This is a genomic window from Brevibacillus sp. AG162, assembly GCF_006715575.1.
Taxonomy (GTDB): Bacteria; Bacillota; Bacilli; order Brevibacillales; family Brevibacillaceae; genus Brevibacillus; species Brevibacillus brevis.
The window spans coordinates 174,897-192,406 of record NZ_VFNO01000002.1 but is presented as its reverse complement, the minus strand read 5'-3'; the positions used below and the strand labels follow the sequence as shown (position 1 = coordinate 192,406).

Sequence of the window (17,510 nt, the reverse complement as noted above, 5' to 3'; positions counted from 1 at the left end):
TCACTCAGTAAAGAATATGGACGTGCCGCTGTCGGCATGACTACTTTGAGGGGGAAATTGGGATGGACCAAGCGCAAAAACAGGAATGGTATGGACAAGTCTCAAGTCTTTGTGTAAGCAAAGCAGAGGAATTTGCTCTCTTGGGGTACGACAACGTGGCACCGGAAGACGTTTGGGAATGCGTCACGAACGGCTATAAAGAAATGCCACCGATCCACCAGCTTGTCAACGACATTTTGTCCTTGAAGCCAAACAAGTATATGAATTACCTCATGATTCAAATGTACAAAAATTCGTAGTGAAACTTCTTCTTATCTAAATCGTATAGGTAAAAATGCGCGATGCAGATAAGGGGTTGGTTACCATGGTTCGCTTTTCCAGCATCAATTGACACGTTTTTTCTTACTTCGCTATAATGGGCATATTGGTTTTCGTGTCGACGACGAGGCACGGCTAGGAAAGAGGGGTATTACATGATTAAATGGAGCAGACTTGTTTTGTTCCTGGTTGTGGTGGGCTTGTTGGGCGGTCTGTTTACCACGACTGGACAAGTAGCAAGCAATATTACACTAGGATTGGATCTAAAGGGCGGCTTTGAGATTTTGTATCAGGTAGAGCCCCTGAATGAAGGACAAAAGGTCGATACAACATTATTGGCTGCAACAGCGCAAATGGTCGAAAAACGGGTGAATATCGGTGGCGTTACCGAACCAGAGGTAAACGTCGAGCTGCCGGACCGAATCCGCGTGAGGATTGCCTCCCACGATGCTGATCAGGAAAAGCTTCGCGAGTTGATCGGCAAGCCAGCCGTCCTTACGTTCCGTGACGTACAAGGCAAGACGTTGATGAGAGGTAGCGATTTGGCTCCGGGGGGAGCAGCAGTCGGTTACGACGACCTGAAAAGACCGTTGGTTACCGTCAAATTTAAAGAACCGAAACTTCTTGAAGACGTGACTCGTGCAAATCTTGGTAAGCCAATGGGAATCTTCTTAGATGATACAATGCAGACCAATCCGACGATTCAGTCTGTCATTTCCGGTGGTAGTGCACAAATTACCGGTGACTATACGCAAGAATCGGCGCAAGAGTTGGCTGATTTACTTAACTCCGGTGCAATGCCGGCCAAGCTGATTGAGAAACAGGTAACATCTGTAGGGGCTACACTTGGTGCGATGTCCTTGGAAAAAACCTTGTATGCAGGATATATCGGTGGAGCCTTTATCTTCCTGTTCATGCTGGTGGTTTATCGTTTGCCAGGTCTGGTCGCTAACATTACATTGGCAGCTTTCATCTATCTCTCCCTGCTCTTCTTGGATTGGATGGATGCGACGCTTACACTGCCAGGGATCGCTGGTTTTATTTTGGGAATCGGGATGGCCGTGGACGCGAATATTATTACCTACGAACGTATTCAGGAAGAGATTCGTTCCGGTAAGACGATTCTATCTGCATTCCGTGCAGGTGAACGACGTTCCTTGGTCACCATTTTGGATGCACAGGTTACGGCTATGATCGCAGCTGTGGTATTGTACTTCTTCGGGACTAGCTCTATCCAAGGCTTTGCGATTATCTCGATGCTGACAACGATCGTAAGTATTTTTACAAACGTTTTTGCCTCTCGTTTCCTCCTCGGCTTGTTGATCCGTACGAACCTATTTAAGAAGCCGTCTTGGTTCGGGGTAAAGGAGAGTGAAATTGGTGAGTTATAGAGCACTTGAGTACGCTGATAAGTACAACATTGTAAAAAACCGTAAAAAGTTTTTTGTGATTTCATTGATTATTCTTGTGTTGGGCCTGCTGTCCATGTTCACTCTTGGGTTGAATCTCGGAGTTGATTTTAAAGCAGGTACACGTCTGGATATGTATATCGGGAAAGATTTCTCGACTACTGATGTAGATGCGATTATCCGGGAAAAGCTGCCGGAGACACATTTTACGGATGTGACCGCATATGGGGAAAAACAGGCCTATACACGCTTTGAAGAAACCATTCCACCGGAAAAGCTGACAGAGATTGAACAGGGATTGAAAGCCAAGTACGGTGAGCAGGTAACCAAGCAAGAGGCTACAGTTGATCCGATTATTGCGCAAGAATTGGTGCGCAATGCGGGTCTGGCAATTTTGTTTGCTGCACTTGGAATTGCCATCTATGTAGCGTTCCGCTTCCAGTTCTTGATCGGGGTCGCGTGTGCGATTGCCTTGCTGCATGACGTATTTATCCCGATCGCGTTGTTTTCCGTGTTTCGACTCGAGGTTGACTTGACCTTTATCGCTGCTATTTTGACGATCGTTGGTTATTCGTTGAACGATACGATTGTTATTTTTGACCGTATCCGTGAAAATCAACGCGTGATGAAGACCAAGACAATTGAAGACCTGGAACACCTGGTAAATGTGAGCTTGTGGCAGACGATGCGCCGCTCTGTCTTTACCGTAGTAACCGTTTTGGCGACAGCCGTTGCGATTGTGTTCCTGGGAAGCGAAGGGATTCGCAACTTCTCTCTGGTACTGATTTTCGGATTGCTCAGCGGTTCCTACTCTTCGATCTTTATCGCTGCGCAAATCTGGGTCTCTTTGAAAAAGAGAGAAATGAACAGGAAGCGCTTTTCCACTGCTCCAAACGAAAGCTAATCCGAAAGCCGCGGGGATATTCCCGCGGCTTTCTCCTTTTTTTACCGGAGAAAGCCTTACTATTGTCAGGCTTGTGCTCCATCCTCTATAATGAATGAGGATTGGAGGAAAGCCCATGCTGAAAGCGAAAACACGCTGGAAACTGGCCACCTATGATGAGCAGCTTGCTGCTAGTATTGCCGCAGATTGCCAGCTTACTCCGCTCGTATCCAAGCTACTGGTGATACGTGGCATTGACACATCACAAAAGGCTCGTGATTTTTTGCAAGCCGGTCCAGAATTGTTTCATGACCCTTTCTTGCTGGATGGAATGGAACAAAGCGTGCATCGCATTCAACAAGCCATTCAAAGGCAAGAACCGATTTGTATATACGGCGATTACGACGCCGATGGGGTTAGCTCCACATCGCTAATGGTACATCTACTGCGCCAACTCGGCGCTGTTTTTGACTACTACATTCCCAACCGTTTTACAGAAGGGTATGGGTTACATAAAGACGCCTTGGCGCATCTGCATCATAGCGGCTATAAACTGATCATCACTGTCGATACAGGGATCAGTGCAGTCGAACAGGTAGCGTACGCGAATCAGTTGGGTCTTGACGTCATTGTAACCGACCACCACGAACCTCCGGCAATCATCCCGGAGGCATTTGCTGTGATTAACCCCAAGAAGCCCGGCTGTTCGTACCCGTTTGATATGTTGGCGGGAGTGGGGGTCGCCTTTAAAGTGGGGCATGCCTTGCTGAAGGAGCCGCCTTTGCATTTGGCTGATTTGGCTGCATTGGGGACGATAGCGGATTTGGTGCCGTTGGTAGATGAAAATCGTATTCTTGCTCGAGCAGGATTAAAGCGCTTAAATCATACACGGAACCTTGGTCTACAGGCCTTAATCCGAGTTTGTGGACTGGCCGATACCGAGCTGTCTGCGGGACATGTAGGCTTTGCGCTAGGACCGCGTCTGAATGCGAGCGGAAGGCTGGAGACGGCAGAATCCGCTGTGAAATTGCTGACGACTTCGGATATGGACGAAGCAGAGAAATGTGCCCAGGCGCTGGACGACTTAAACCGCGAACGTCAGGAAATCGTCGCAGCGATGACTGAGGAAGCTGTACAGATGGTGAATGAGCTGTATCCGCCAGACCAGAACAATGTGCTTGTTTTGGCTAAAGAAGGCTGGAACGTAGGCGTGGTAGGGATCGTAGCTTCCCGATTGGTTGAGCTTTTTTACCGTCCAACGATTGTACTTGGCATCGATCCCGAAAAAGGAACGGCAAAAGGCTCTGCGAGAAGCATTGCAGGTTTTGATATGTATGAAGGTCTGACTGCTTGCAAGGAATGGCTGCCGCACTATGGCGGTCATACAATGGCAGCGGGGATGACCTTGCCTGTAGAAAATCTCGACTTATTACGTCAAAAATTAAATGAGCTCGCTGGAGAGTGGTTGTCCGCTGAAGACTTCACGCCGATGACCAAAGTGGACGTTGCGATGAGTATGGAAGAGATCAGCTTGACCGCAGCGGAGCAACTCGAACAGCTTGCCCCATATGGAATGGGGAATCCAACACCGCTCGTTTTGTTAGAAGAAGTAGAAACACAAGGTATGCGCACGATTGGGCGAGATGACAATCATTTGAAGTGTACTTTGAACAAAGCGGGAACCTCTTTGGATGCAATTGGTTTCAACTGGGCACATGTAACAAAGAGAGTAACGCCCAAGGCACGTTTTCACGTATTGGGAGAATTGTCTGTAAACGAATGGAACGGTAATCGAAAGCCTCAGCTGACGATCCGTGATTTGTCTGTTGGACACCAGCAAGTATTTGACTGGCGAGGCAGTCGAGACAAGATAGAGAAATGGCAGCAAGTGATGGCCGAGTCAAACTCGGTGACCATTCTATTTCGCGCGGAAAGCTATGAGCCGTTGGCAGCGAAAGCAACAAGCGATCAGGTGAATTCCTTGTTCGTGGTTGGTCGAGAGGGTACGAGCATTACTGCCTCTTCCAACGTGATTTTGTATGATTTGCCGACGCGTCGATCCGAATTGGAAGTGGTTCGTAACTTGCTCAAACAAGCGGAGCGCATATACTGTTTGTTTGGTGATCCGGATTTGGGAATGGAGCGGCTTTCCTGTCCGGGCCGGGATCATTTTAAACAGTTGTACCAGTTTTTCGTACAGGTGCCAACTGTTAAAAAAATCCACATGGATGCATTGGCCAGAAAGCTGCAATGGAAAAGAAATCTATTGGACGGCATGATCGCCATCTTTATGGAGCTGGAGTTTTTAGTAGAAGAGGCTGAGCAGTACACGTTGCAGGCCAACACTACGAAAAAGCCGCTCGAGAGCTCTGTGCTTTACGCGAATTGGAAGGAAGAGGCACAGCTTGCTACAGATTTATTGCTTTCTTCTTCTGATGCAATGATTCAAGCGCTTCATCAATTGGTGGAACCAGCCACCGTTTAGGAGGAATTTTTCATGGATTTTAAACAATACATTCGAGTTATCCCGGATTTTCCACAGCCAGGTATTCGTTTCAAGGACATCACTACTCTGTTGAAGGATGGCCCTGCTTACAAAGCTGCGATTCAAGACTTGGCTGTCTTCGCTCGTGAAGTACAAGCAGACGTGATTGCGGGTCCAGAAGCACGTGGATTCGTAGTAGGTGCTCCCTTGTCGTATGAAATGGGAATTGGCTTTGTGCCGATCCGCAAGTCTGGCAAGCTGCCATATGAATCCATCAAGGCGAATTACGACCTTGAGTATGGAAAAGATGCACTTGCTGTACACGTAGATGCTATCCAACCAGGTCAGCGCGTACTGATTGCAGACGATTTGCTGGCGACAGGTGGAACGATTGAGACAACAATCAATTTGATTGAGCAACTCGGAGGCAAAGTAGTAGGAGCTGCCTTCTTCATCGAACTGTCCTACTTGGATGGACGTAGCAAAATCGGTGAAATTCCTATCAAATCGCTCGTTCAATATTAATTGATACAACAAGGAAAAACGGGTAAAATGCCCGTTTTTTTCTTTTTTCTACGGCTGTACATACTTTACAGGGGAATTCAGCTTTACAAGACGAACGACATACAAGATAATAGTATGAAATAGACAGACATGATACGTGCAAGTAAGCCTTCGCCTGCGCCAAAAGGCTTGGCAACGCCCAAGTTTTCTAGACGTATAGGAAAGTTCAAGTGCTTCACGGTGCGAAATGCGTCCAGGCTTAAACTTTCCGGAGCGCATCACGAAGTGCCTCAGCGTCTGCTTCCGGCAATACTTCGGTGAAACTTTCCGCTATAATGCGGTCGCTCCTCCGTGAGAAGGCCTCGATTGAGGTTATTTTACTGAGAGGATAAGGGAAGGGAACTATGATTACCGGCATTGATGAGGTAGTAAAAAAAGCAAGCACCTATTTATCACAATCGGATTTGGACCTGATTACACGTGCCTATCAGCTTGCCGAAAAAGCGCATGAAGGGCAAATACGCAAATCAGGCGTCCCTTACATTATGCACCCAATCGCTGTGGCGGGTATTCTCGCAAACCTGCACATGGATGCCGTTACGATTGCGGCTGGATTTTTGCATGATGTCGTGGAAGATACCGAGATTACGCTTGATCATCTCCGTGAGCAGTTCGGACCGGATGTAGCTCTTCTGGTAGATGGAGTGACCAAGCTGGAAAAAATTAAATACAAGTCCAAAGAAGAGCAGCTCGCCGAAAACCACCGCAAGATGCTGGTTGCCATGGCACAGGACATTCGCGTCATCATGATCAAGCTGGCTGACCGTCTGCACAACATGAGGACGCTTCGGCACATGTCCGAGGAGAAGCAACGCGAGATTTCCGATGAAACGCTGGAAATCTTTGCACCACTTGCCCATCGCCTGGGGATCGCTTCCGTCAAATGGGAGCTGGAAGATACGGCACTTCGGTATTTGAATCCGCAACAGTACTATCGGATTGTGAATTTGATGCAAAAGAAACGGGTGGAGCGCGAAGCCTACCTGAATGAAGCATCGGATACAATCCGGGAAAAGCTGGGCGAGTTAAACATCGAGGCAGAAATTTCGGGACGTCCGAAGCATATCTACAGCATCTTTAAAAAGATGACGAGACAAAACAAGCAGTTCAACGAGATTTATGACCTGCTTGCGTTGCGGATCATCGTGAATGACATCCGCGACTGTTATGCGGTTCTTGGTATCGTACACACCCTGTGGAAGCCGATGCCAGGCAGATTCAAAGATTACATTGCCATGCCGAAGACGAACATGTACCAATCTCTTCATACTACAGTGATTGGGCCAAAAGGTGAGCCATTGGAAGTGCAAATCCGCACGTGGGATATGCACCAGACAGCAGAGATCGGGATCGCGGCTCACTGGGCGTACAAGGAAGGAAAAAGCATCGTGCAAGGCTCGTTTGCAGAGAAGCTGGGCAGTCTGCGGGAGATTATCGAAGGTGGATCGGAGGAAGCTCCGAACGCGCAAGAGTTCATGGAGAGTCTCAAGCAGGATCTTTTCTCCGATACGGTTTTCGTTTTCACGCCAAAAGGTGATGTAGTCGAGCTGCCAAAAGGCTCTGTACCGCTGGACTTCTCCTACCGGATTCACTCTGCGGTAGGGAACAGAACGATTGGCGCCAAAGTGAACGGCAAGATCGTACCGCTTGATTATGCGATGAAAACAGGCGATATCGTCGAGATACTGACCTCTAAGCATTCCTACGGTCCTAGTCAGGACTGGCTAAAGATGGCCAAATCCGCACACGCCCGCAATAAGATTAAGCAGTGGTTTAAAAAAGAGAAGCGGGAAGAGAACGTCGCCAAAGGTCAGCAGATGGTGGAAGCGGAGATCAAGTCGCGCAGCTTCGATGTAAAAGAAGCGATGACGGAAGCGAACCTGAAGGAAGCGGCAGCCCGGTTTAATTTCCAAGGGGCAGAAGACATGTTTGCCGCAGTCGGCTATGGCGGCATTACGGCTTCGCAAATTGCGACTCGTCTCCTAGACAAACTCCGTCGGGAGCGCGAAGAACAAAACCCGACCATTCCTGAGGTCAAACCGAACCCAGCAAATCGTTCTGCCAAGAGTGAGTCTGGCGTCAAAGTCCGTGGCTTGGATAATTTGCTCGTCCGTATTTCTCGTTGTTGTACACCTGTCCCAGGCGACCAGATTATCGGTTTCATTACGAGAGGTCGTGGGGTATCCGTGCATCGACTGGACTGTCCGAACGTACTGACAGACGAATGTACAGAGCGTCTGATTGATGTCGAATGGGATACCGATTTCAAACATAATTTCCATGTAGAGATCGAGATCACGGGCAATGATCGGAGCGGACTGTTAAACGATGTATTGCAGGTTGTGGCAGAGACAAAAACGAACATCGCGGCTGTCAGTGGCAAGTCCGATAAAAATCGAGTGGCAACAATTCATATGACCATCTCGATTAGCAATGTGGATCATCTGTTGAAAGTAGTAGAGCGCATTAAGCGCATCAAAGATATTTATTCGGTTCGCCGGATACTGAGCACCTGATCCCTCGTGGATTGGGTGTTCTTGTTTAGCTAACAGGAAGGATGAGTCAGTGTGAGGGTTGTCGTACAAAGAACGAGAGAAGCGAGTGTTACCGTAGCAGGTGAAGTCGTCGGACAAATTGATCACGGGTTAATGCTGCTGGTAGGAATTACGCATGAAGACACAGAAAAAGAAGTAGAATTTGTCGCAGACAAAATTGCGAACTTGCGAATTTTTGAAGACGAGGAAGGCAAAATGAACTTCTCTGTTTTAGACAAGGGTGGTCAAATTTTGTCCGTATCACAATTTACGTTGTATGGCGATTGCAGAAAGGGCAGAAGACCGAACTTCATGGCTGCCGCACGTCCAGAGCAGGCTGAACCGTTGTACGAGCTGTTTAACGCCAAGCTGCGTGAAAAAGGGCTCCAGGTGGAAACAGGACGCTTTGGCGCCATGATGGATGTACGTCTGTTAAATGATGGTCCTGTCACACTGATTGTGGAATCATAAACACAACCATCTGGGGGGAATGAAACCATGACCCAAGAAGCATTGGTGATCGGTGCGAGTGGCATGCTTACAGAGGTCTCCCGATGGCTGGCTCGCCAAGGTTATCAAGTAACCGTGCTTGGCCGTGATCCAGTCAAATTAAGAAGTGTCAGAGACGGTTCAACTCATCCAGAGTCGATTCATGTGTTGCCTCAAGACTATCACCAGACAGACGGCTTACGTCAAGCTATGGCCGATCTCATAGAGAAGAGAGGGCCGATGGATGTGGTTGTCGCGTGGATTCATTCGACTGCACCGCATGCACTGCCTGTGATCGTGGAAGAACTATCGCGTCCTGAGAAACGCTGGCAACTGCTGCATGTGTGTGGGAGCGGTGCTTGGAAAAATCCACCGACAGAACTTGCATCAGAAGTTTGTAAATATCGACGGGTCATCCTCGGGTTTACATGTGCAGGTGAGCATTCACGCTGGCTGACGAATGATGAAATTGCAGCTGGGGTGATTGACGCTCTGCAAACAACTGAACGGCAAACGATCGTCGGTCAAGTTGAGCCGTGGGAAAAACGCCCGGCGTATTAATACGGAGGGAAAAGTCAAAAACAAAAACGATTGCCGTATGCAATCGTTTTTGTCGTTTCAGTACTGATTGGGTTAGTGAATGAAAGTGGTTGAAGGGAGGATCAGATTTTTGCCGATCAGGTTTGCGGATATCGGCTTTTTCCCGATTTCTCGAGCCCATATTGATAGCTGTCCGACATGGTGGATTTCATGAGCGATCATGTGCCGCAAAATTTCACCCCATGTGTACGTAGCGATGCTGCCGTCAGGTTTCGCATCCTGAAACGCTTTTGTTTCCATATTTTCATCCCAATTGTTCAAAAATTGAAGCACATCCGGGCGAAAAGTCGCCTCCAGCTCACGGACTTTTTCCAACCGGTTGTGCAGGTCGAAGCTTTCTTGGAAATCCGGCCTTCCCAGCATGACTTGAATCCAGCTCCACTCTACATCAATGACATGAAAGAGTGTGTGCAAAATTCCACCGACACCCCCGATGCGCGGACGAAGCAATTCTTCCATCGGGACATCCTCGCACCATTTCAGCCATTCTTCACGAACCATCCAATTGTACTCAAACATCGTTTTAATAGAAATCACTCCATTTTCAAAGGTTAACTTGTGATCACCTGCGTCCCTACCGTGCGATTGCTGATGTTGTGATTATTTTTCATCCGTCATCACTCCTTTCGATGCCTTATGATATTCGCAAATCCTTTGGGAAATCCTGCCTGCCTTGCCTTGATGTGATCGGGTGCGCTATAAAAGAACCCCCATACGAGAGGGCTTGAGCCAGCCTTCTTTCGCATGGGGGTTTTGGTAAGCGAGGGATCAGCCTCCCTGATTGCTTTGTGTATTAAAGTACTGGACGATCCCTTTGAACAGACCTTCCGCTGCAAGATCCTGCTGTTTCTCGGAACGTGCGCGAATCTCGTCGTTGTAGTTGGATAAGAAGGAGATCTCTGCCAAAATGGATGGCACCGGGTTTTCGCGTAGAACGAAATAGTTTCCGTACCGGTAATTCATGTCCTTGTAGTTCGTCGCTTTCACCAGTTCCGTTTGAACCAGGGAGGCGAGCTTGCTAGAGTTACCTTGGCTGTAGTAGAAAATAATCGAGCCATTCGTTGCTGAGTTTGGATGCGTATTATGATGGACGCTGACAAAAATATCAGCCTGATTTTGAATCGCGATGTCGACGCGCTGCTGCAGGGTCAGCTTGCGATCATCAGCCCGTGTCATGATGACTTTGGCACCTGCCGATTCCAACTTGTTGCGCAGGAGCAGAGATACTTGCAGATTGACCGTTTTCTCTAAAGTAGAGAAGCTGGAGCCAGTCGAACCACCATCTGTACCACCATGACCAGCATCGACGACGATGACTTTGCCGGCAAGATCATTACTGCGTACCACGGCTGGCGCTCCATTAGCAGAAACGAGCCAACCTGCAATGTAGCCTGTGGAGCCGTCAGGGAAGTTTACTTGGAACCACTCGCCTGATTTATTGGCAATCCCGTATTTCTCACCAGGCTGTACCTGTTTGATAATATCGTGATCGGTACTCGGACCAGAACGAACATTGGTATCTGGATTCATGATCGTCACATATGGTCCACTCGGAGTAGGCATGCTTGGTTGATTCACCGTAATGTGCCAGCCTGCCACCCAGCCAGCTTTTCCGGCCGCCGTGTTGACGCGGTACCAGTCTCCTTGTTTTTCCAAAACAGTAAGCTTGCTTCCGACTGGAAGTGTAGCTTGAATGGCACTGGTTGTGTTTGGTTCACTGCGCAGATTCAATCCGTCCGTTTTTACTGTGGCGCTTTGACTTGAAGAAGATGGTTGCCCAGTCTGAGGTTGCGTGCTTCCATTTCCATTTTCGGGCAGAGTCGGTTGACCTGTGTTCGGGTTGGTTTGATCGGTGGAGAGCCAAGCATTGACTCCATCGTAAGGGAATTGAATCCAGCCATTTTGTCTGTTCAAGACCGTGATTTTCTCGCCCGCATGTAGTTGACCGATAGCAGGTGTGCTGGCATCTGGCGTGGCGTATACGTACGGAGCGAAATCCAAGGTTAGGCTGGCTCCTTGTACGGCAGGAGGCTTCGGTTGTGAGCCTGAGCCCGCAGGATTGGTCGTTGGAGGTGTAATGCCTGTAGAGGGAGGAGAAACAGCTTGTCCCGCACCTACTTCTTTTACAAGCCAGTTTGCGACCCAGCCTTTTGTTCCTGCGTTGAGTTGAATTTCGATCCATTCGCCGCTTTTTTGCACGATGTGGTAGCGAGTACCTGGATTGATTGTTTGTACGACTGCGTACGTCTGACCGGGTCCAGAACGAACATTGAGATTCGTTGTGGTGCTCTCCACTTGCTTGGCAGATGCAGTTGCTGGTTTCTGTTGTTGTGGCTGTTGTTGCTGCTGTGTGCTGACGAGCCAGTTCGCTACCCAACCGCTTTGGCCGTTCGGAAGTTTTACCTGAATCCAGTCATTTTTGGAGGAGATGACGGGCAGCACAGTTTTGTTCGGCAGTGTAGTGACGATAGCGTCTTGGAGGCTAGGACCTGAACGGACATTGAGCTTGTCCACGGTGACCTGAACAGAACCGGCGGCCCAAGCTGCAGAAACGGGGAGGGAAATGGCACAGACGACAGTCAGGAGACTCCTCAGGATTTTTTGACGAACAAACACGATAGACATCCTTTCCGAAATACGTAGCATTTTGAATTCCTTGCGATTTTCATGTTTTTGCCAAAATAATCACTTCGCTATTTCTCCTGCTTTTTCCTGCAAAAAACGACAAAGTTCTGCATGGGTTGCCTGATTGCTTTTTGGCAGGCTAGGCAATACTAGATTTTACTAGACGCTAGCGCACGCAGCTTATCAGGAGGAATTCATCGTGAGACAGTCAAAGAAGGAAACATTCGCGCAAGGATTGAATCGGCAGTTTTTGTCTGTTGATTTTCAAGACGATTTGGAGAAAGAAACGTCACTGCAAAATGTGGAAATGGCCCAAGATTTTCATCCAGGCTTGCGGGATATCCAACATCCTCGGCAAAAACGAAAGTAACCTTGCACACGATGCCACAACTTGTCTAGTTGACCCGAGTAATTCTCGTCGGCTATGATGAGGAGTGGCATTTTTGAAAAAGCAGGTGAACTCCATGATACAGATCATATGTGAGGGACACGCATTCGAGCGGGAACTCTCCTTAATTCTCGCATTATTTTATGAAGATCCAGCGCTCGCTTTTGTGCCCGTGTGGACAGGTGAGGCTGATTTAAAAATCAAGCTGGCATTGACCGTGCATGAAAATGGAGTCGTAGCTTCGGGTGAGTTATACGATGGCAAACGAAGCATCTCTCATCAGGTGGAGCGAGACTACGTAGCACGTGATGAAAAAGCGATGAAAAAGACGGCCAAGCAGGCTCTTTGCTATGCGCTGTTATTGATGCTGGAAGAATACACGGGTATGGAGCAAGGCTGGGGCATTTTGACCGGGATACGCCCGACAAAACTGCTGCATCAGTTGAACGCCGCTGGTGTAGACAGACAGGAAGCGCACAAGAGATTGCAGCAGGATGTGATTTTGCGTCCATACAAGCTAAAGCTTTTGCAAGAAATCGTAGACAAGCAGCTCTACGTCGTGCCTGATTTGTATCAGATTGACCGCGAGCTATCGGTATATATCGGCATCCCATTTTGTCCGACGAAGTGTGCGTACTGTACGTTTCCTGCTTACGCGATTCGCAGTCATACGGCTTCGGTTAATCCGTTTCTCGAAGGTCTCCATTACGAGATAGAGCGGATGGGGGAGTGGCTTCACGCGAATGACCAACGGATCACGTCCATTTATTTCGGCGGCGGAACCCCTACAAGTATTACCGCAGATGACATGAACCAGCTGTTTGAGACGATACATCGTTCCTTCCCACACATGGGAGATGTGCGTGAGTTGACCGTTGAGGCGGGAAGACCCGACACGATCACACGCGAAAAGCTCGATGTCATGAAGCAGTGGGAAGTGGATCGGATCAGCATTAATCCACAGTCGTTCACGCAGGAGACGCTCCAGGCAATCGGACGTCATCACACTGTCGAAGAGACGATTGAGAAATACCATCTGGCTATGGAGATGGGCTTGACTAATATTAATATGGACCTGATCATCGGGCTGCCAAACGAAGGCGTAGCCGAGCTGGCGCACAGCCTCCAAGAGGTAGAAAAGCTGATGCCTGCCTCTCTGACGGTTCATACACTGTCTTTCAAGAGAGCATCTGAGATGACGCAGAACAAAGACCGCTACAAGGTAGCCAGTCGCGACGAGATCAGCAAGATGATGGAGATGGCCTCCGAGTGGACAACGGCGAACGGCTATGCCCCGTATTATTTGTATCGTCAGAAAAACATTTTGGGAAATCTGGAGAATGTCGGGTATGCCAAGCCAGGGCAGGAGAGCATCTACAACATCATGATCATGGAAGAGGTACAAACCATCCTCGGTCTCGGCTGTGGTGCGGTATCCAAGCTGATGGCTCCAGGAAGCGGCAAGCTGACGCGCTTTCCGAATCCAAAGGACCCGAAAACGTACAATGACACGTACAAGGTTCTAGTCGAAAACAAGCTCCGTGATTTGAATGAGATTTATTCGGGTGCGAGAATAGCTGGACAGGTATCTGACAAGTAAGTGATGGATATACTTGTAGTTAATAAAAAAAGTTTTATTCAAGCGCCTGTTGACGGCTGTTGGCGGGTTTGCTATGATTCACATTAAGCTTTTTTATTGAATAGACAATGATCTGATGACGGGAACAAGTATCCAGGAACCGGATGCCCAGAGAGAAAGCGCCGTGGCTGAGAGTGCTTTCGTATAACGGCTTGGTGAATGACATCCCTGAAGACCGCAGTGAACGGCTGAAAGAAATCTCTTTCCCCAGTAACTGGCAGGCGTGTGCCGGCGTTAACGGCTAATAAGTGGGATAGCCTTTTGTGATGTAGGGCTATTCAAACAGGGTGGCACCACGGGAGTATAACCAGTCTCTCGTCCCTGACATGCGGCGAATTGCTAAATGTCAGGAGGCGAGGGGCTTTTTTATTTGACGATAAATAAGTTCCTTGATCCTGGAGGTTTGGCTTTAGCCCGAGTTTTTGAAAAGACATGGAGGTTCGAGAGGAATGACAAGAATCCAGATCCCACGCGGTACGCAGGATATCATGCCTGGTACTGTAGAGCTGTGGCACTACGTGGAGGCCAAGGCCCGCGATCTGTGTCGCCGCTCCAATTACGCGGAAATTCGCACGCCGCTGTTTGAGAGCACAGAGTTGTTCCAACGGGGTGTAGGCGAGACGACTGACATCGTGGAAAAAGAAATGTACAGTGTAGCCAATCCGCGCAGTACGGATGCTCTCACGTTGCGTCCAGAAGGGACCGCGGGCGTTGTTCGCTCCTACGTGGAAAACAAACTGTACGGTGTGCCTAATCAGCCTACCAAGCTGTACTACCTGGGACCGATGTTCCGTCACGAGCGTCCGCAAGCAGGCCGCTATCGCCAATTCGTCCAATTCGGTGCAGAAGCGATCGGTTCAAGCGATCCAGCGATCGATGCAGAAGTCATTGGCCTTGCGATTCGTCTGTATCAGGAGCTCGGATTGACAGGACTTTCTGTGGAATTGAACAGCGTAGGTACAGGAGAAGACCGGGCGCGTCACCGTGAGCATTTGCTCGCACATTTGAACGGCGTTCGCACCGAGCTGTGTGAGGATTGTCAATCTCGTATTGACCGCAACCCGTTGCGTGTGCTCGATTGCAAAAATGAAAAGTGCAAATCGCTGACAATGGATGCTCCGTCCATTTTGGACTACTTGAGTGAAGAGTCCGCAGCTCACTTTAAAGCAGTGCAAGACTACTTGACCGCACTGGATATTCCGTTTCATGTAAATCCGCGTCTGGTTCGCGGCTTGGACTACTACACACTGACCGCATTTGAAATCAAAATGGCGGAGATCGGTGCGGTAGAAACGCTTTGCGGCGGTGGGCGCTACAACGGACTGGTTGCAGAGCTGGGCGGCGACGATATGCCAGGCATCGGCTTCGCACTCAGTATCGAGCGTCTACTGTTGGCTCTGGAAAAGCAAGGTGTTCAATTGCCGATCTCGGGTGGCATTGACTGCTTCGTAGTAGTTCAGACACCAGAAGCAAAAACAACAGCGTTCGTACTCGTTGACCAATTGCGCCAAGCAGGGGTTGCAGCTGAGCTGGATTATCTGGATCGAAAAATGAAAGCACAGCTAAAGCAAGCAGATCGTCTACAGGCTCGCTTCACGGCGATCATCGGTGAGTCTGAATTAGCGAATGGCACGGTTGTTCTAAAAGAAATGGCAACAGGCGAGCAACAAGAAGTGAAACGCGAGGAACTCGTCTCGGTACTCGCTGCAAAAGCAAATCAATAAAACAAATCGTTAGGGGAAATGATCATGTCTTGGCAATATCGCACCGTACATGGTGGAGAAGTAACAACAGCACACGTTGGGCAGGAAGTCGTACTGAACGGATGGGTACAAAAGCGTCGCGACCTCGGAGGCGTTATCTTCATCGACTTCCGTGACCGCACGGGTATCGTCCAAATCGTATTCAACCCAGAGTACAACAAAGAAGCTTGGGAAGCGGCTGACAAGGTACGCAGCGAATACGTTCTGGTTGTAAAAGGGAAAGTTGTGAACCGTGCACCAGAAGCAGTCAATCCGAAGCTCAAAACCGGCGAAGTAGAAGTGCACATCTCTGAAATCGAAATCCTGAACGATGCAAAAACGCCTCCGTTCCTGATTGAAGACGAGATCGATGTAGATGAACAAGTTCGTCTGAAATACCGCTACCTGGACTTGCGCCGTCCAGAAATGCAGCGCTCCCTGATTTTGCGCAGCAAAGCAGCGAAAGCATTCCGTGACTACCTGGATGAGAACAACTTCGTGGAAGTAGAAACTCCAATTCTCCAGAAGAGCACTCCTGAGGGCGCACGTGACTATCTCGTGCCTTCCCGTGTGCATCCAGGCGAGTTCTACGCACTGCCGCAATCGCCACAGCTGTTCAAACAGCTTTTGATGGTATCCGGTTTGGAGCGCTATTACCAAATCGCTCGTTGCTTCCGTGACGAAGACCTGCGTGCTGACCGTCAGCCTGAATTTACCCAAGTGGACATTGAAACCTCGTTCCTGTCTATGGAAGAAATCCTGCCAATGATGGAAAAGATGGTCGCTCACGTATTCAAGCAAACAGTTGGCGTAGACGTACCGACTCCATTCCCTCGTCTCACGTATGCGGATGCAATGGCGCGTTACGGTTCTGACAAACCAGACGTACGCTTCGGCATGGAGCTGACAGACGTATCTGATCTGGTTGCGACAAGTGACTTCAAAGTGTTTGCAGCAGCAGTAGCTGGCGGCGGACAAGTAAAAGCGATCAACGCAAAAGGTTGCGGACACTACTCCCGTAAAGAAGCAGACGACCTGGGCAAATTCGCTTCCCGTTATGGCGCGAAAGGCTTGGCTTGGATCGGCTTCAAAGACGGCGAAGTCAAAGGGCCAATTGCGAAGTTCTTTAAAGAAGAAGAACTGAACGAGATGAAAGCACGCTTGGCGGTAGAAGAAGGCGACTTGCTCCTGTTCGTTGCAGACAAACCAAAAGTAGTAGCAGATGCACTGGGTGCTCTTCGTTCCAAGCTGGGTGCTGAACTTGGTCTGATTGACCAAAGCCAGTTCGCATTCCTCTGGGTAGTAGACTTCCCGCTGGTTGAGTGGGATGAGGATGCAAAACGCTACGTTGCCCTGCACCATCCGTTCACACGTCCAAAAGACGAAGATCTGCACCTGTTCGACACCGATCCAGGTCAAATGCGCGCACAAGCGTACGACATGGTTCTCAACGGATATGAGCTCGGCGGAGGTTCCATGCGGATCTTCAAGCGCGAGGTGCAAGAAAAAATGTTTACCACGCTTGGCTTTACACAAGAAGAGGCGCGGAAACAATTCGGCTTCCTCATGGATGCATTCGAGTACGGTACACCTCCACACGGTGGAATCGCTCTCGGCTTGGACCGCCTGATTATGCTCTTGGCTGGCCGCACCAACCTGCGTGAAGTCATCGCATTCCCGAAAACAGCAAGTGCGAGCGACCTGATGGTAAACGCTCCAGATGTAGTAGACGGAAAGCAATTGAAAGAGCTGTCCATTGCAACAGTTGTCACAGAAGAAGAAAAGGGAGAAGCGTAATCGACTTGCGTAACTGCATTGCTCTTTGATACATTGG

General features: G+C 49.0%; 14 protein-coding genes. 12 read left to right on the top strand and 2 right to left on the bottom strand.

All coding sequences use genetic code 11. The features are described 5' to 3' along the window. Positions 1–62: 62 nt before the first annotated feature. The 8 genes from FB479_RS05735 (at position 63) to FB479_RS05700 (ending at position 9,243) form a co-directional block, all read left to right on the top strand. Positions 63–299 carry a post-transcriptional regulator gene (locus FB479_RS05735; RefSeq protein WP_106656741.1) on the top strand — a complete coding sequence of 79 codons (237 nt, stop codon included), beginning with the start codon at positions 63–65 and terminating at the stop codon, positions 297–299. Positions 300–473: 174 nt separating this feature from the next. After that, positions 474–1,709, top strand: a complete 1,236-nt coding sequence (secD, locus tag FB479_RS05730) for a protein translocase subunit SecD (protein ID WP_142063224.1) — start codon at positions 474–476, stop codon at positions 1,707–1,709. Further along, positions 1,699–2,631: a protein translocase subunit SecF gene (secF, locus tag FB479_RS05725; protein ID WP_106656739.1), complete on the top strand. Its 933-nt coding sequence runs from the start codon at positions 1,699–1,701 to the stop codon at positions 2,629–2,631. Before secD ends, secF begins: the two co-directional genes overlap by 11 nt. Positions 2,632–2,746: 115 nt before the next feature. Further along, positions 2,747–5,095 (top strand): single-stranded-DNA-specific exonuclease RecJ, encoded by a 2,349-nt coding sequence (recJ, locus tag FB479_RS05720; RefSeq protein WP_142063221.1) that lies wholly within the window; start codon positions 2,747–2,749, stop codon positions 5,093–5,095. Positions 5,096–5,107: 12 nt separating this feature from the next. Next, the gene (locus tag FB479_RS05715) at positions 5,108–5,620 is read left to right on the top strand and encodes an adenine phosphoribosyltransferase (protein ID WP_012685596.1); all 513 of its coding nucleotides are present in this window, start codon (positions 5,108–5,110) and stop codon (positions 5,618–5,620) included. Positions 5,621–6,003: 383 nt separating this feature from the next. Then, a complete protein-coding gene (locus FB479_RS05710; RefSeq protein WP_106656737.1) occupies positions 6,004–8,175 on the top strand; it encodes a RelA/SpoT family protein in 2,172 nt (723 codons plus the stop codon). Between the two features lie 51 nt (positions 8,176–8,226). Continuing rightward, on the top strand, positions 8,227–8,664 hold the full coding sequence (dtd, locus tag FB479_RS05705; protein ID WP_142063218.1) for a D-aminoacyl-tRNA deacylase: 438 nt from the start codon (positions 8,227–8,229) through the stop codon (positions 8,662–8,664). A 27-nt stretch (positions 8,665–8,691) separates the two neighbouring features. Then, complete coding sequence (locus tag FB479_RS05700) at positions 8,692–9,243, top strand: short-chain dehydrogenase (RefSeq protein WP_142063215.1); 552 nt, start codon at positions 8,692–8,694, stop codon at positions 9,241–9,243. A 72-nt stretch (positions 9,244–9,315) separates the two neighbouring features. Here the strand turns inward: FB479_RS05700 and FB479_RS05695 are convergent, their stop codons facing one another. Then, the gene (locus tag FB479_RS05695; protein ID WP_142064598.1) at positions 9,316–9,810 is read right to left on the bottom strand and encodes a DinB family protein; all 495 of its coding nucleotides are present in this window, start codon (positions 9,808–9,810) and stop codon (positions 9,316–9,318) included. 240 nt (positions 9,811–10,050) lie between these two features. Continuing rightward, entirely contained in the window at positions 10,051–11,907 is a 1,857-nt protein-coding gene (locus tag FB479_RS05690) for an N-acetylmuramoyl-L-alanine amidase family protein (RefSeq protein WP_255438329.1), read from the bottom strand. A 199-nt stretch (positions 11,908–12,106) separates the two neighbouring features. Between FB479_RS05690 and FB479_RS30405 the strand changes: the two genes are divergently transcribed. From FB479_RS30405 to aspS, 4 genes are all read left to right on the top strand, one after another. Further along, the gene (locus FB479_RS30405; RefSeq protein WP_162837767.1) at positions 12,107–12,277 is read left to right on the top strand and encodes a hypothetical protein; all 171 of its coding nucleotides are present in this window, start codon (positions 12,107–12,109) and stop codon (positions 12,275–12,277) included. A gap of 94 nt (positions 12,278–12,371) precedes the next feature. Next, positions 12,372–13,895: a coproporphyrinogen III oxidase gene (locus tag FB479_RS05685; RefSeq protein ID WP_142064595.1), complete on the top strand. Its 1,524-nt coding sequence runs from the start codon at positions 12,372–12,374 to the stop codon at positions 13,893–13,895. 488 nt (positions 13,896–14,383) lie between these two features. Further along, positions 14,384–15,658 carry a histidine--tRNA ligase gene (gene hisS / locus FB479_RS05680; protein ID WP_142063209.1) on the top strand — a complete coding sequence of 425 codons (1,275 nt, stop codon included), beginning with the start codon at positions 14,384–14,386 and terminating at the stop codon, positions 15,656–15,658. 24 nt (positions 15,659–15,682) lie between these two features. Continuing rightward, positions 15,683–17,473: an aspartate--tRNA ligase gene (aspS, locus tag FB479_RS05675; protein ID WP_106656733.1), complete on the top strand. Its 1,791-nt coding sequence runs from the start codon at positions 15,683–15,685 to the stop codon at positions 17,471–17,473. Positions 17,474–17,510 lie beyond the last annotated feature (37 nt).